Origin of the sequence: Bradyrhizobium sp. 22, assembly GCF_000482425.1 — a bacterium.
Taxonomy (GTDB): domain Bacteria; phylum Pseudomonadota; class Alphaproteobacteria; order Rhizobiales; family Xanthobacteraceae; genus Bradyrhizobium; species Bradyrhizobium japonicum_B.
The window spans coordinates 1,186,176-1,201,296 of sequence record NZ_KI519399.1 but is presented as its reverse complement, the minus strand read 5'-3'; the positions used below and the strand labels follow the sequence as shown (position 1 = coordinate 1,201,296).

The 15,121-nt window shown below is 65.6% G+C and carries 15 protein-coding genes (1 of these 15 running past the window's edge); 9 read left to right on the top strand and 6 right to left on the bottom strand.

The window, feature by feature from the left end; genetic code table 11:
• Window positions 1-13 precede the first annotated feature (13 nt).
• The 4 genes from K410_RS0106965 to K410_RS0106950 all read right to left on the bottom strand — a co-directional run bounded on the left by K410_RS0106965 (window position 14) and on the right by K410_RS0106950 (window position 4,342).
• Window positions 14-1,885, bottom strand: coding sequence for an AMP-binding protein (locus K410_RS0106965; protein ID WP_028134175.1), 1,872 nt, complete (start codon window positions 1,883-1,885; stop codon window positions 14-16).
• Window positions 1,886-1,928: 43 nt separating this feature from the next.
• On the bottom strand, window positions 1,929-2,735 hold the full coding sequence (locus K410_RS0106960; protein ID WP_028134174.1) for an enoyl-CoA hydratase/isomerase family protein: 807 nt from the start codon (window positions 2,733-2,735) through the stop codon (window positions 1,929-1,931).
• Window positions 2,736-2,925: 190 nt separating this feature from the next.
• Window positions 2,926-3,684: an SDR family NAD(P)-dependent oxidoreductase gene (locus K410_RS0106955; protein ID WP_028134173.1), complete on the bottom strand. Its 759-nt coding sequence runs from the start codon at window positions 3,682-3,684 to the stop codon at window positions 2,926-2,928.
• Window positions 3,685-3,739: 55 nt separating this feature from the next.
• Window positions 3,740-4,342, bottom strand: a complete 603-nt coding sequence (locus tag K410_RS0106950; protein WP_049819955.1) for a TetR family transcriptional regulator — start codon at window positions 4,340-4,342, stop codon at window positions 3,740-3,742.
• A 211-nt stretch (window positions 4,343-4,553) separates the two neighbouring features.
• Between K410_RS0106950 and K410_RS0106945 the strand changes: the two genes are divergently transcribed.
• Window positions 4,554-5,726 (top strand): acetyl-CoA C-acetyltransferase, encoded by a 1,173-nt coding sequence (locus K410_RS0106945; protein ID WP_028134171.1) that lies wholly within the window; start codon window positions 4,554-4,556, stop codon window positions 5,724-5,726.
• Window positions 5,727-5,882: 156 nt separating this feature from the next.
• On the top strand, window positions 5,883-7,427 hold the full coding sequence (locus K410_RS0106940) for an acyl-CoA synthetase (protein WP_028134170.1): 1,545 nt from the start codon (window positions 5,883-5,885) through the stop codon (window positions 7,425-7,427).
• Window positions 7,428-7,568: 141 nt separating this feature from the next.
• On the opposite strand, the gene K410_RS0106935 is transcribed toward K410_RS0106940, so the two are convergent.
• On the bottom strand, window positions 7,569-8,111 hold the full coding sequence (locus K410_RS0106935; protein WP_028134169.1) for a methylated-DNA--[protein]-cysteine S-methyltransferase: 543 nt from the start codon (window positions 8,109-8,111) through the stop codon (window positions 7,569-7,571).
• A gap of 136 nt (window positions 8,112-8,247) precedes the next feature.
• Between K410_RS0106935 and K410_RS0106930 the strand changes: the two genes are divergently transcribed.
• On the top strand, window positions 8,248-9,066 hold the full coding sequence (locus tag K410_RS0106930; RefSeq protein ID WP_028134168.1) for an alpha/beta fold hydrolase: 819 nt from the start codon (window positions 8,248-8,250) through the stop codon (window positions 9,064-9,066).
• Between the two features lie 2 nt (window positions 9,067-9,068).
• Window positions 9,069-9,881, top strand: coding sequence for an alpha/beta fold hydrolase (locus tag K410_RS0106925; protein ID WP_028134167.1), 813 nt, complete (start codon window positions 9,069-9,071; stop codon window positions 9,879-9,881).
• 50 nt (window positions 9,882-9,931) lie between these two features.
• Here the strand turns inward: K410_RS0106925 and K410_RS0106920 are convergent, their stop codons facing one another.
• The gene (locus tag K410_RS0106920) at window positions 9,932-10,387 is read right to left on the bottom strand and encodes a carboxymuconolactone decarboxylase family protein (protein ID WP_049820223.1); all 456 of its coding nucleotides are present in this window, start codon (window positions 10,385-10,387) and stop codon (window positions 9,932-9,934) included.
• A 99-nt stretch (window positions 10,388-10,486) separates the two neighbouring features.
• Between K410_RS0106920 and K410_RS0106915 the strand changes: the two genes are divergently transcribed.
• The 5 genes from K410_RS0106915 to K410_RS0106895 all read left to right on the top strand — a co-directional run.
• Window positions 10,487-11,344 carry a sigma-70 family RNA polymerase sigma factor gene (locus tag K410_RS0106915; RefSeq protein WP_028134165.1) on the top strand — a complete coding sequence of 286 codons (858 nt, stop codon included), beginning with the start codon at window positions 10,487-10,489 and terminating at the stop codon, window positions 11,342-11,344.
• Window positions 11,345-11,524: 180 nt separating this feature from the next.
• Window positions 11,525-12,199 carry a GntR family transcriptional regulator gene (locus K410_RS0106910; protein ID WP_028134164.1) on the top strand — a complete coding sequence of 225 codons (675 nt, stop codon included), beginning with the start codon at window positions 11,525-11,527 and terminating at the stop codon, window positions 12,197-12,199.
• Between the two features lie 136 nt (window positions 12,200-12,335).
• Window positions 12,336-13,136, top strand: coding sequence for a phytanoyl-CoA dioxygenase family protein (locus tag K410_RS0106905; protein WP_028134163.1), 801 nt, complete (start codon window positions 12,336-12,338; stop codon window positions 13,134-13,136).
• A gap of 171 nt (window positions 13,137-13,307) precedes the next feature.
• Window positions 13,308-14,621, top strand: coding sequence for an NAD(P)H-dependent oxidoreductase (locus tag K410_RS0106900; protein ID WP_028134162.1), 1,314 nt, complete (start codon window positions 13,308-13,310; stop codon window positions 14,619-14,621).
• A 183-nt stretch (window positions 14,622-14,804) separates the two neighbouring features.
• Window positions 14,805-15,121, top strand: the beginning of a protein-coding gene (locus K410_RS0106895; RefSeq protein WP_028134161.1) for a TRAP transporter substrate-binding protein. The gene runs 772 nt beyond the window's last position; only the first 317 of its 1,089 coding nucleotides appear in the window; its start codon is at window positions 14,805-14,807; the stop codon falls past the right edge of the window.

Genomic DNA, 15,121 nt, shown 5'->3' with positions numbered 1-15,121 from the left:
CGGAATGACGAATTCATCGCAGCACGATCACATCTTCATCCGGCCTGTCCGCATAGAGCCGCTCCACCAGCGCGGCGCGGCGCTCGAGGCCGGCGCGCTGGTTGATGTAGCCCTTGTCGGTGAGCTCGTTGCCGTCGATGGAGGGCGGCTCGGCCATCAGCATCGCACGCGCGATGATGCGGCTGCTGGCCCCCTCGCACTCCCGGTTGTGCGCTTCGAGGCCGCGGCGGAAGCAGGCAATCACCTCGGGGTGTCTCACCGCGTCGGCAAAGCTGAGATCAGGATTGCCAACGAGCTGCCGGCAGGCGTGCAGGTTCGGCCAGGCAAGCAGGCCGATGAATGGGCGGTCCTGCCCGGCGACCAGTGCGTCATGCACCACTGGCGTTGCGGCTGCGATCGCATCGGTGCGGAGCGAGCCGACATGCACGAAGGTGCCGGTGGTGAGCTTGAAGTCTTCGACCACGCGGCCCGCGAAGATGATGCCCTGCACCGGATCCTTCTCGTCGACGAAGATTCCGGCATCGCCGATGCAGTAAAACCCTTCTTCGTCGAACATCTTCTTGGTCAGCTCCGGCTGGCCGAAATAGCCGGGCGTGACGTTGACACCGCGCAGGCGCAGCTCGTATTTCGAGCCGCACGGCACCATCTTCAACTCGACCCCCGGGAACGGCAGGCCGATCAGGCCGACGCGCTCGGTGTCCCAATAGGTGCCGGTCGAGGTCGGCGCAGTCTCGGTCGAGCCCCAGCCGGTGTAGAACACGATGCGTTCGCCGGTGGTCTTCACCGCAAGCGCCTGCATGCGGTCGTAGAGATCGTCCGGCAGTCGCGCGCCGCCATAGGCCATGATCGACAGGTTCTTGAAGAACGAGCGGCAGAGCGCGTCGTCCTTTTCCATGGCGGCTGCCAGCGCGGCGTAGCCGGCGGGGACGTTGGCGTAATAGGTCGGCGAGATCTCGCGCAAATTCCGCAGCGTCTCCTCGAACTGGCCCGGCATCGGCCGGCCGTCGTCGATATAGAGAGTGCCGCCATCGATCAGGATCGGATGGAACGCCGCGTTGCCGCCCATGGTGTGATTCCACGGCATCCAGTCCAGCATGGTCGCGATCGGACCGTCAGGCGAACGTGGCCGAACCTGCATCATCATCGCGGCATTGGCGCACATCATCTCCTGGGTGTTGATGACGGCTTTCGGCATGCCGGTCGAGCCCGACGTGAACAGCAGCTTGCCGATGGTCTGCGGCGTAATTCTTGCGATCGAATCCGCGACGGCCTTCGTCACCGGCGTGGCCGCCAATTCGGCAAAGCTGACGCTTGCGATGCCGTCGCAGGGCCGCGCGACGTGAACCACGGTGACGCCGGTGAGATCGAGCGCTTTCAGCGCCTTCTCGAAGGTCGGACCGTCCTGCACCATCAGCACCGCCGGCTTGATCAGGTCGAACAGGTACTTCAGCTTGACGTGATCATGGCTCATCAGCGAGTAGGCCGGCGACACCGGCGCCGCGGGTGAGCGTGCCTGCATCGCGGCCTGCGTCATCAGCGCATGCTCGATCGAATTGCCGGAGAGGATCGCGACTGGCCGTTCGTCGAGCTTGAGACTGAGCAAGCCTTGCGTCAGCGCATCCACGGTGCGCTTGGCTTCAGCGTAGGACACCTTGCGCCATTCGCGGTTCGGGCCGCCGCGCTGCGCCAGCCAGATGCGCTCTGGCGCTTCCTTGGCCCACTTCGCCAGCGACGCCGGAATGTGCGTCTCGTAAGGTTGCAGCGGAATGCGCGACTTCAGCACCACCGTGCCGTCGGCGCGGCGCTTGATGTCGATGTCGCGCGTGAGCCACTCGACCTTGCGAAAGGCGGGCTTCGTCATCACCGCCGCCGCACTTCCACTCATTTTGCGTCTCCCGGAATTACTGTCCTTTACGGATCTTCGTGGTTCAGCGCTTGATATAGACAGGCTTTCGCTTCTCAAGGAAGGCCCTGATGCCTTCCGAAAATTCTTCGGAGCGGCTGCACAGAACCTGGTTGCGATCCTCCATCGCGATCGCAGCCTCCAGCGAGCCGGCATCGACGCTCATGTTGAGGCATTCCTTGGACAGGCGCAGGCCCACCGGCGAAGCCGTCATCATCGCCTCGACATAGGGCTCGGCCGCTTCGTCGAGCTTGTCCTCGCCGACGACCTCCGAGACCAGGCCGACCGCAAGCGCCCGCTCGGCGCCGATGAAGCGCCCGGTGAGGATCAATTCCGATGCGACGGAGACGCCGACGAGGCGCGGCAGAAAATAACTGGTGCCGATGTCGCAGCCCCCGAGCCCGAGCTTGATGAAGGCACAGTTCATCCGCGCCGATCTCGTCGCGATGCGGATGTCGGACGCCAGTGCCAACGCAAAGCCGCCGCCGGCGGCCGCGCCCTGCACCAGCGACAGGATCGGCTGCGGACAACGCCGCATCAGCATCACGATGTCGGCGATGCGGCGTTGCGAATCCAGCGACTCCGTGACCCCGGGCGGCTCCTGCTGCCCGGCACGGCGCGCCAGCGCCGCCTTGAGATCGAGGCCCGCGCAGAAATTCTTTCCTGCACCCTTCAATACCACCACGCGGGTATCGCGATTGCGCTGAAGGTTCTGGAAATAATCGTTCAGCGCATCGATCAGCGCAGGATCGAGCGCGTTGAGATGCTCAGGCCGGTTCAGCGTCACCCGGTCGACGCCGTCGTCATGCTCGATCAGCAGCGGTTGGGACATGGGAGCCTCGCACATCAGTCATGGGCCGAGCTGCCACCCTCCCCTGGAGGGGGAGGGTCGATCGCGCGCAGCGCGAGCGGGGTGGGGTGACGGTCTCTCCCCGACCAACACTGCCCGAGTGGAGAGATCACGCCACCCCGGCGCTTCGCGCCGACCCTCCCCCTCCAGGGGAGGGTAAAAAGAGCGCCGCCTACCGCGGAGCCATGCGGATGGCGCCGTCGAGACGGATGGTCTCGCCGTTCAGCATCGGGTTCTCGACGATGTGCACGGCGAGCGAGCCGTATTCGGCGGCATCGCCGAGACGCGAGGGATGCGGCACCTGGGCGCCGAGGCTCTTGCGCGCCTCTTCGTTCAGGCCCATCAGCAGCGGCGTGAAGAACAGGCCGGGCGCGATGGTGTTGACGCGAATCTTCTGGCTGGCGAGGTCGCGCGCGGCCGGCAGGGTCAGGCCGACGACGCCGCCCTTCGAGGCCGAATAGGCGATCTGGCCGATCTGGCCTTCATAAGCCGCGACCGACGCCGTATTGATGATGACGCCGCGCTCTTCGCCGACCGGCTCGATCGTGACGAGGCGCTCGGCGAACAGGCGCAGGCAGTTGAAGGTGCCGATCAGATTGACGTTGATGATGCGCGCGAACTTCTCCAGCGGATAGACGCCGTCGCGGCCGACGATGCGCTGCGAGCCGCCGATGCCGGCGCAATTCATCAGCACGCGCGCGACACCATGGGCGGCTTCTGCTTTCGCGATTGCCGCCTTGATCTGCTCTTCGCTGGTGACGTCGGCATGCAGCGCGACGCCCTTCACTTCGGCGGCAACTTTTTCGGCGTTCTCCTTGTTCTGGTCGATCACGCCGATCTTGGCGCCCTTGGCTGCCATGGCGCGGGCGGTGGCTTCGCCCAGGCCCGAACCGCCGCCGGTGATGAGAACGGCTACGTCTTTCAACTGCATCGCTTGTACCTTTCCTTGGACGTTTCTTCTCTAGACTTTGAGAGCTTCAGCCGGATCATCCGGCTGCAACGGCTTCCCCGGCTTGCGTGAGGATGCCGCCACAGATCAGCGTTTCCATGTGCTTGATGTATTGCCGGCAGACGTCGTCGGTGACCGGACCGACGCCGGTCGCGCGGGACATCGCGTGCCGGCCGAAGAATAGGTGATCGCAGGCGCCGATCAGGCTGGTGTAGAACAGCACCGGATCGGTGGCGCGGAATTCGCCGCGGCTGACGCCCTCCGCGAGCAGGCGGCGGTGGAAATCCAGCAGCGGCGCGACGAAGAACTTCGAAACCTCATCGGCGGAATCGGCACTGGTTTCATGCAGAAGATAATGGATCAGCCGGTTCATATAGGGGAACCGGTGATAGGCGCGGATGATGCCGGCGATGTGCAGCTTCAGCTTCGCCGTCGCCGTGATCGGCTGCGCCAGAAGGTATTCGAGGTTTGACATCTCGGTCGCGGCGTCGCGCGCCAGCAGCGCCAGCAGCAGGCCGTCCTTGTTGCCGAAATGATATTTGACCAGCGCGGCATTGGCGCCCGACTTCTGCGCGATGTCGGACAGCGAGATCTCGATCGAGGAGCGTTCGATCATCAGCTCGCTCGCGGCCACGAGCAATTTCTCCGCCGTGGAATTCTTCCCGCTCGGGAGCCGGTTCGGTACGCTGGTAGCCACGGAAGATCCCTATTCGCCGCTCGAAGCGGGGCGCAGATAAGCCCAAGCAGCGCCTCATCACAAGAGTTAATTGATCGATTGACTAAACGATCTCCCGTCCCTTAAATCCGCCCCCGACACCCAACTCCAATCAAGAATTCAGGGAGAAACCGACATGGCCGAGGCTTACATCGTCGCCGCCGCGCGTACCGCCGGCGGGCGCAAGGGGGGCCGTCTCGCCGGCTGGCATCCGGCCGATCTCGCCGCGAAGGTGCTGGACGAGCTGGTCGATCGCACCAAGGTCGATCCTGCCCTGGTCGAGGACGTGATCATGGGCTGCGTCATGCAGGTCGGCGAGCAGTCCAACAACGTCGCGCGCAACGCGGTGATGGCCTCGAAGCTGCCGGAGAGCGTGCCGGGCACCTCGATCGACCGCCAGTGCGGCTCCTCGCAGCAGGCGCTGCACTTCGCCGCGCAGGCCGTGATGTCGGGCGCCATGGATGTAGTGATCGCCGCCGGCGTGGAATCGATGACGCGCGTGCCGATGGGCCTGTCCTCGCAGCTTCCGGCCAAGAACGGCTTCGGCAATTACAAGAGCCCCGGCATCGAGAAGAAGTATCCGAACATCGTGTTCAGCCAGTTCACCGGCGCGGAGATGATGGCGGAGAAGTACGGCCTCTCCAAGGATGAGCTCGACCAATACTCCTACGACAGCCATCAGCGCGCGATCGCGGCGACGCAAGCAGGTCACTTCAAGAAGGAGATCGTGCCGCTCGAGATCACCCGCGCCGACGGCTCCAAGGACACCCACCATATCGACGAAGGCATCCGCTTCGACGTCACGCTCGACGGCATCAAGGGCGTCAAGCTGATCGCCGAGAACGGCAAGCTCAGTGCCGCCAGCGCCAGCCAGATCTGCGACGGCGCCTCCGGCGTGATGGTGGTGAACGAGCGCGGCCTGAAGCAGCTCGGCGTCAAGCCGCTGGCGCGCGTCCATCACATGACCATGATGGGCGGCGATCCCGTCATCATGCTGGACGCGCCGTTGCACGCGACCAAGCGGGCGCTGGAGAAGGCCGGCATGAAGATCGGCGACATCGACCTGTTCGAGGTCAACGAAGCCTTCGCTTCGGTGCCGACCGCTTGGCTGAAGACCACCGGCGCCGATCCCGAGCGTCTCAACGTCAACGGCGGCGCCATCGCGCTCGGCCATCCCCTCGGCGGCTCCGGCACCAAGCTGATGACGACGCTGGTCCACGCCCTGCATCAGCGCGGCAAACGTTACGGCCTGCAGACCATGTGCGAAGGCGGCGGCATGGCCAACGTGACGATCGTGGAGCGGCTGTAAGCCGCTCTCGTGTCCCGGACGCGCTGCAGCGTGCAACGCTGCTGCGCAGAACCGGGACCCATGCCTCACAGTGGACCCCGGATCAGCAGCGCACCACTTCGTGCTGCGCTGCGTCCGGGGAACGTCATATCCATTTGCCGGTGTTGAAGCAGCCCCATGACCCACCCCTCCGTCCACGCCCGCACCACGCCCGACAAGATCGCCTACCAGATGGCCGGCACCGGCAAGGCGATCACCTATCGCGAGCTCGACGAGCTTTCGAACCAGGGCGCGCATCTGTTCCGCTCGCTCGGCCTGAAGGCCGGCGACCACATCGCGCTGCTGATGGAGAACCGTCTCGCCTTCATGGAGCTGTGCTGGGCCGCGCAGCGCAGCGGGCTCTACTACACCGCGATCAGCCGCTATCTGAAGCAGGACGAGATCGACTACATCATCGCCGATTGCGGCGCCAGGGTCGTAATCACCACGCCGAAATGCGCCGACCAGATCAACGGCCTGAACAAGGGCACCGCCGGCGAGCCGATCTTCTACATGATGGACGAGCCGCTGCCCGGCTTCCGCTCCTACGACAAGGAGGCCGCCGCGCAGCCGACCACGCCGATTGCCGATGAGGTCGCCGGCTACGACATGCTGTATTCGTCCGGCACCACCGGCCGGCCCAAGGGCGTCAAGAAGGCCTTCGAAGGTAAAGCGATCGACGAGCCGAATCCGCTTCTACGCGTGCTCTGCGCCGACATGTGCGGCATGAACACCGACAGCATCTATCTGTCGCCTGCGCCGCTCTATCACGCCGCTCCTTTGCGCTTCAACATGATGGCGATCGTGCTCGGCGGCACCTCCATCATCATGGAGCACTTTGACGCCGAAGAGTTCCTGAAGCTGGTCGAGAAGTACAAGGTCACCCAATCGCAGCTGGTGCCGACCATGTTCGTGCGCATGCTGAAGCTGCCGGACGAGGTCCGCACCAAATATGACGTCTCCACCCTCAAAGGCGCCATTCACGCCGCTGCCCCGTGTCCGGTCGACGTCAAGGCGAGAATGATCGAATGGTGGGGGCCGATCCTGATCGAGTATTACGCGGGCTCGGAAGGCAACGGCGTCACCGTCTGCAGCTCGGAGCAATGGCTGGAGCATCGCGGCAGCGTCGGCCGCGCCGTGGTCGGCAAGGTCAAGATCCTCGACGAGAACGACGAGGAGCTGCCGCTGGGCGAAATCGGCACGGTCTATTTCGCCGACGCACCCGCCTTCACCTACCACAACGATCCCGAGAAGACGAAGAAAGCCTATAACGCCAAGGGATGGTCGACGCTCGGCGATGTCGGCTACCTCGACAAGGACGGCTTCCTCTATCTCACCGACCGCAAGTCTTACATGATCATCTCGGGCGGCGTGAACATCTACCCGCAGGAGACCGAGGACGTTCTGATCACTCACCCTGACGTCGCGGACGTCGCGGTGTTCGGCGTCCCCAACGAGGAAATGGGCGAAGAGGTCAAGGCGGTGGTGCAGCCGCACGACATGGGCCGCGCCGGCAAGGCGCTCGAGGCCGATTTGATCGCCTATTGCAGGGGCCGCCTCTCCGCCATCAAATGCCCGCGCTCGATCGATTTCGAGCCCGAGCTGCCGCGCACGCCGACCGGCAAGCTGGTGAAGCGGCATCTGCGCGATCGGTATTGGCCGAAGGCGGCAGCGAAGATTTAGGGGTGGTCTCGTGTCCCGAACGCGGTGCAGCGCGCAGCGATGCACCGCAGAGCCGGGACCCATCTCGCTGAGACACTGGGCCCCGGCTCAGCAGTGCAGCACTTCGTGCCGCACTGCGTCCGGGGTACGGAACCTCGCATCTCAATCAAACAAACTCGGCGTGTGGTTCACCAGCGCGCCTTCGATCTCGAGCATCTTCAGCTTGGTCACCACGCCGCCATTGGCCGAGAAGCCTCCGGGCTTGTTGCCGGCGGCGAGCACGCGATGGCAGGGCACCACGATCGGGCACGGATTGCGGCCGAGCGCCTGGCCGACGTCGCGCGACAGCTGGACGCCGCCGAGCTGCTTGGCGATATCGCCATAGGTGATGGTCTTGCCCGGCGGAATCGCGCGGGCGATCTCATAGACGCCGCGGTTGAACTCGGGCACCCCGTCGAGATCGAGGGCAATGTCGGTGAGGTCATCCGGCTCGCCCGCGAGCAGTCTTGTGATGCGGTCGATCGCCTGCTGCACCTCCGCGGTCGGCTCGGTCTCGGTGGCCTCGGCGTGGCGCTGGCTGATGCGGGTGCGGATCTTCGGCTCGCCACCCATCGGCAATTGCGTGCCGTTGATGCCGCGCGGGCCCCAGGCGATGGCGCAAAGGCCGATCGGGGTGTCGAACAAGGCAAAATGCTGGTCGGTCATGGCTTGATTCCTGGCTTGCGTCCTCATCGCATGCCCCCATCGTGATCTCCGTCCAAATCTAGGCTTGGAAATAGTTGCGATCCACCCGGTTTCCGGGAATCTTGCACAGGAGTTCCGCCCGCCTCGCGAGTCCAGCATGCAACGCCTCCACGTCAACGGTTACGACATGCCCTATCTCGACGTGGGCGATGACAGGGGCCGGCCGCCGCTGCTCTGCGTGCACGGCTCGCTCAACGACTTCCGGGTCTGGGGCTGCGTGCTCGGACCGCTGACGCAGCAGCGCCGGGCAATCGCGGTCAGCTTGCGGCATTTCTTTCCCGACCGCTGGGACGGCATCGGCGACACCTATTCGATCGCCCAGCATGTCCAGGACGTCATCGCCTTCATCGAGAAGCTCGACCTTGGACCCGTCGACCTGATGGGCCATTCCCGCGGCGGGCACATCTGCTTTCGTGTCGCGCAGCAACGCCCGGATCTGCTGCGACGGCTCGTCCTGGCGGAGCCGGGCGGCGAGCTCGATGCCAGCCTCGATCCCGATTACGTCGGCGGCCCCTCGCCGCTCCTTGCGCGCTTCACAGCCTCGGCCGAGAAGATCGCAGCGGGCGATGTCGATGGCGGGCTCGCCGTCTTCGTCGACACGCTGGAAGGCGCCGGCACTTGGCCGCGGCTGCCGGCGATGGTGAAGCAGAACCTTCGCGACAATGCCTATACATTGATCGGGCAGGTCCGCGACAATCGCCCGCCATTCTCGAAGGCGGATGCCGAATCGATCAGGATGCCGACATTGTTCATCCTGGGGGCGCGGACCAAGGGCCTGCTGCCGAAAGTGCTGCATGCGCTGGCCGCGCATGTGCCCTATTCCAAGACGGCGATCATCCCGAACGCGACGCATCCGATGTTCGAGCAGGCGCCGCAAAAATACTCCGAAGCGGTTCTCGACTTTCTGGCGAGCTGATCATGCAGACATTCCGCGTCAACGGTTACGACATGGCCTATATCGAGGTCGGAAGCGGCCCGCCGCTGGTCTGCGTGCACGGCACGCTCGGCGATTTCCGCACCTGGTATGCGGTGCTCGGCCCGCTGTCGAAGACCCATCGCGTGATCGCGGTCAGCCTGCGGCATTTCTTCCCCGAGCATTGGGACGCCGTCGGCGACGACTACAAGATGGCGCAGCACGTCGCCGACGTGATCGCGTTCATCGAGCAGGTGAAGCCCGCGCCGGTGGACCTGATGGGCCATTCGCGGGGCGGCCACATCGCGTTTCGCGTGGCGCAGGCGCGGCCGGATCTGCTGCGAAAGCTGGTGCTGGCCGAGCCGGGCGGCGATCTCGACGCCAGCCTGCCGCTGCCCGAAGGCACGCCCGCGCATCCGCCGCTGGCGGCGCGCATGGCGCGCTCGGTCGAGATGATCCGCGCCGGCGATATCGAGGGGGTGCTGCAGAATTTCTACGAGGGCATCGAAGGCGACGGCGCCTGGCGGCGCGTGCCGGCGGCGGCGAAGCAGCAGCTGCGCGACAACGCGCTCACCTTCCTCGGCCAGATCAACGAGCAGCGCGGGCCCTACACGCTCGCCGACGCGCAGGCGATCCGGACGCCGACGCTGCTGATCGGCGGCGGCGCCACGACAGGAAGCCTGTCGGTGTTGTGGCGCGTGCTGGCTGCGCACATCGTGGGAGCCGAGACGGCGGTGATTCCGAACGCCGGCCATTGGATGTTCGAGCAGGCGCCGCTGGAGTTCGGCGACGTGGTGAACCGGTTCTTGGCGAAGTAGCAGGGCTCTTTGCCCCTCCCCGCAAGCGGGGAGAGGCGTAGAAGAAGACCTCACACTTTCCACCCACCGACCGGCATCTTGACCGTTGCGTTCAACCGGTTCCAGACATTGATGGTCGCGATCGACAGGATCAGCGTGGCGAGCTCGCGTTCGTCGAAATGCTTGTCGGCCTCGCTCCAGACCGCATCCGGCACCGGATCCTCGCGATCGGCGAGACGGGTGACGGCCTCGGTCAGCGCCAGCGCGGCGCGCTCGGCCTCGGTGAAATAGGGCGCCTCACGCCAGGCGGACACGGCGAACAGGCGCTCGTCGGTTTCACCCAGCTTGCGGGCGATCTTGGGATGCATGTCGACACAGACACTGCAACCGTTGATCTGGCTGGCGCGCAGGTGCACCAGTTCCAGGAGCTTTTCCGGCAGGCCCTGCTTGGTCAGGCTGCCGAGGGACTGCAGGAGATTCATGGCCTCGGGAAGGACCATGACGGGGTGATTCATGCGGGCGTGCATCATGTTCGTCTCCATCGCTCGAATTTCGAAGGTTCCGGTCACATCGGCCGGATTGGCTTCGTCATGGGCATGACGGATCGCGACGAGGGAATGTGACCGATGACCGAGCAAAATCTTCTCACTGAACAGTTCGAGGCCAGCAGGGACCATTTGCGCGCGGTCGCCTACCGGATGCTGGGTTCCCGCGCCGAGGTCGACGATGCCGTGCAGGAGGCCTGGCTGCGGGTCAGCCGCTACGACATGTCCGATATCGCCAATCTGCGCGGCTGGCTGACCACCGTGGTCGCGCGCATCTGCCTCGACATGCTGCGCGCACGGAAGTCGCGCAAGGAGGAGCCGATGGGCCCGGATGTGCCGGAGCCGGCCGACGAGACGCCGCTGCGCGAGGCTGAGATGGCCGACGCCGTCGGCGCGGCGCTGCTCGTGGTGCTGGAAACGCTGCAGCCTGCGGAGCGGCTCGCCTTCGTGCTGCACGATATGTTCGCGGTGCCGTTCGAGGAGATCGCGCCGATCGTCGGCCGCTCGGTCGAAGCGTCGCGGCAGCTCGCCAGCCGGGCACGGCGGCGCGTGCAGGGCGCGCCGGTGCCCGAGACGGACCTGCCGCGTCAGCGCGGAATCGTCGATGCCTTCCTCAAGGCGTCGCGCGAGGGCAATTTCGAAGGGCTGCTGGCCCTGCTCGATCCCGACGTCGTCTTCCGCGCCGACGAGGCCGCGGTGCGGCTCGGCACGCTGCCTGAGATCCGCGGCGCGGATGCGGTCGCGCAGCTCTACAAGGGCCGTGCCCGGGCGGCGCGGACGGCGCTGGTCGACGGCGAGATCGGGGTGGCCGTCGTCCTCGGCGGGCAACTGCGCATCGCGCTGCGCGTGACATTCAGGAACGACCGTATTGCCGGCATCGAGGCCCTGGCTGATGCGGAGCGACTCGCGACGCTGGAGGTCGAGGTGCTGGAGAGCTGAACGCAATATTGCGAAAACAACCCCATGCACAGTAGATGGGCCTAGCGATATCAATGGCTTAGCAGAAGCGACGAAAGGGCATTTGCGTCACCCTCCGATACCGCTTGACGGCCTCACCCGGGGGAGCTTACCCTCGAATACGGAATTCCGTATTCCATTTGCTTTTTCGGAGCTGCCGGCGTGATCCCTCTCGACCCGCTCCCGAACCTGACCGACCAGGTCTATGCCCGCATCCTGGAGGCGATCTCCGACCGCACGCTCGAGCCCGGCCGGCGCATCCGCCAGAATGAGCTCGCCGACAAGCTGGGTGTCTCGCGCCAGCCGGTGTCGCACGCGCTGCATCTGCTGCACCGCCAGGGCCTCGTCGCCGAGAGCGGCAGGCGCGGCTTCGAGGTCACCCAGCTCGACCCTGCGCGCATCCGCCAGCTCTACGAGGTGCGCGGCGCGATCGATGCGCTGGCGGCCCGGCTCGCGGCACGACGCGCGGGATCCGACGCGGCCGGCCGCGCGCGCTTGGAAGCGGCGCTGGCCGCCGGAGGCCGTATCGACAGCGCGACGACGCTGGCCGAGCTCATCGTGCTCGACGTCGATTTTCACCGCGCGATCTATCAGCTCGCCGGCAATCCCGTGATCGAGGCGACGATCGCGCCGCAATGGCCGCATATGCGCCGCTCGATGGCGACGGTGCTGTCGGAGCTCGACTATCGCGGCAGCGCCTGGGCCGAGCACGCCGGCATCGCCGGGCATATTCTCGCTGGCGATGCCAGCGCGGCCGAACGCGCCGCGCTGGCGCATGCGCAAACGGCTGGGCGGATGACCGAGGAGAGGTTGAGGGCGACGGAGGCGGCGGCGTAGGACACCGCGCTCCGTCATGCCCGGCCTTGTGCCGGGCATCCACGTTCTTTTGAACGTGACGCCAAGACGTGGATGGCCGGGTCAAGCCCGGCCATGACGAGAGAGAGACAACAAATAGCAAACAGGAGGACGACCCATGAGACTGTCTCAGGAGCAATTGGAGTTCTTCCACCGCGAGGGCTGGCTGTTCCTGCCCGAGCTGTTTGCCCAAGAGGAGGTCGATCTGCTGGCGCGCGAGGCGGTCGGCATCTACGACGCCAACCGGCCTGAAGTCTGGCGCGAAAAGAGCGGCGCGCCGCGCACGGCCTTTGCGGCGCATCTCTACAACGAAGCGTTCGGCATCCTCGGCGCGCATCCGCGCATGATCGAGCCGGTCGAGCAATTGTTCGGCGAACCCGTCTACATGCACCAGTTCAAGATCAACGCGAAATCGGCCTTTACCGGCGACGTCTGGCAGTGGCACCAGGATTACGGCACCTGGAAGCGCGACGACGGCATGCCGGAGCCGCGGGCGATGAACATCGCGATCTTCCTCGACGAGGTGATGCCGATCAACGGCCCCCTGATGCTGGTGCCGCGCAGCCAGAACGCCGGCGATCTCGAGGCCTCGCACGACCTCGCCACCACCTCCTATCCGCTGTGGACGCTGGACGAGGCGACGGTGACGCGCCTCGTCGACCAGGGCGGCATCGTCGCGCCGACCGGCAAGCCCGGCGGCATGCTGATGTTCCACGGCAATCTCGTGCACGGCTCCGCCGGCAACATCACGCCCTATCCGCGCAAGATCGTGTATCTGACGCTGAACGCGGTCTCGAACTACATCCGCAACCCCACGCGGCCGGACTATATCGCCCATCGCGACTTTACCCCGATCAAGACGGTGGATGACGACGCGCTGCTGCGGCTGGCACGTGCGCCGCGGCAGGCAGCGGAGTAGGACAGGTCTCGTGCCCCGGACGCAGTGCAGCGCTTCTTCAGCGCTGCGCTGCAGAGCCGGGGCCCATGCCACACGGTTAGTTTCCCTGTCGTCTTCCTGGGTCCCGGCTCTGCGGAGCAGCGTTTCACGCTGCACCGCGTCCGGGACACGATAGTTTAGCAGGATATCCCCATGAACCTCTTCCGCCTCCTCCAGGCCCGCGCCTCCGCCGGCAAGCCCGTCCGGGTCGCATTGATCGGTGCGGGCAAGTTCGGCTCGATGTTTCTGGCGCAGGTGCCGCACACGCCCGGGCTGGAGGTGCCCATCATCGTCGACATCGACCGCGATCGCGCGCGCGAGGCCTGCCGCACCGTCGGCTGGGACGCGGAGCGGATCGCCGCGACAATGTTCACCGATGACGGCGCGCGCGCCATTGCCGGCGGTGCGATGGACGTGGTGGTGGAGGCGACCGGCAATCCGGCGGCCGGCATCAGGCACGCGCGCGCCGCGATCGCCGCGGGCAAGCATATCGTGATGGTGAATGTCGAAGCGGACGTGCTGGCGGGTCCCCTGCTCGCCAAGGAAGCGCGCAAGGCGGGCGTGGTCTATTCGCTCGCTTACGGCGACCAGCCGGCGCTCACCGCCGAGATGGTCGACTGGGCCCGCGCCACCGGCTTCCGCGTCGTCGCCGCCGGCAAAGGCACGAAGTACCTGCCGGCCTATCACGACGTGACGCCTGACGGCGTCTGGCAGCATTACGGCCTGACCGCGGGCGAAGCGCAGTCGGCCGGCATGAATCCGCAGATGTTCAACTCGTTTCTCGACGGCACCAAATCGGCGATCGAGATGGCTGCGATCGCCAATGCCTGCGCGCTCGACGTGCCCGCGGACGGCCTGCTGTTTCCACCCTGCGGCGTCGACGACCTGCCGCATATCATGCGGCCGCGGTCGCGCGGCGGCGTGCTGGAGCGGCCTGGCGTGGTCGAGGTCGTCTCCTCGCTCGAGCGCGACGGCCGGCCGGTGTTCCGCGACCTGCGCTGGGGTGTCTATGTCGTGCTGGAGGCTCCGAGCGATTATGCCGCCGACTGCTTCCGGCAATACGGCCTGAAGACCGACGCCAGCGGACGCTTTGCCGCGATGTACAAGCCCTATCATCTGATCGGGCTCGAGCTGAACATCTCGGTGCTGTCGGCCGCGCTGCGGGGTGAGCCGACCGGCCAAGCCAGCGGCTTCCGCGGCGACGTGGCGGCGGTCGCCAAGCGGAATTTGCGCGCGGGCGAGATGCTCGACGGCGAGGGGGGCTATACGGTGTGGGGCAAGCTGGTACCGGCGGCTGCGAGCCTTCGGGCCGGCGCCTTGCCGATCGGACTCGCCCATCGCGTGAAGCTGAAACATGACGTCGCCCATGGCGTCGTGGTGCGTTGGAGCGATGTCGAGTTCGATGCGGGCAACGAAACGGTGAAGACGCGCAAGGCCATGGAAACCGCGTTCGCAGCGCAGCATTGACCGGCTTGCCAGGGCACAACCAAAGCGCGCTTGATTTGCGGTTCCCCTTTGGTCATGCTGCCTGTGATCCGGGAATACTGAACTTCGGACATACATAAGGAAACGTCGGCCAGCGACGAAGATGAAAGCGGCGTCAAGACCGCGATCCCTCGTCGAGGACTCGGCATCACAGGAGGGAAACGCATGGAACGTCGTAAATTCCTGACGGCAGGCGGACTGGGCCTTGCCGCAAGCGCAGTCGCAGCGCCAGCTATCGCGCAATCGATGCCGGAGGTGAAATGGCGGCTCGCCGCGAGCTGGCCGAAATCGCTCGATACGCTCTATGGCGGCTGCGAATATTTCTGCAAGCGCGTGGCCGAGATCACCGACAATCGTTTCCAGATCCAGCCCTTTGCTGCCGGCGAGCTCGTGCCTGGCCTGCAGGTGCTCGACGCCGTCTCCAACGGCACCGTCGAGATGGGCAACACCGCGCTGTATTATTATTGGGGCAAGAATCCGGC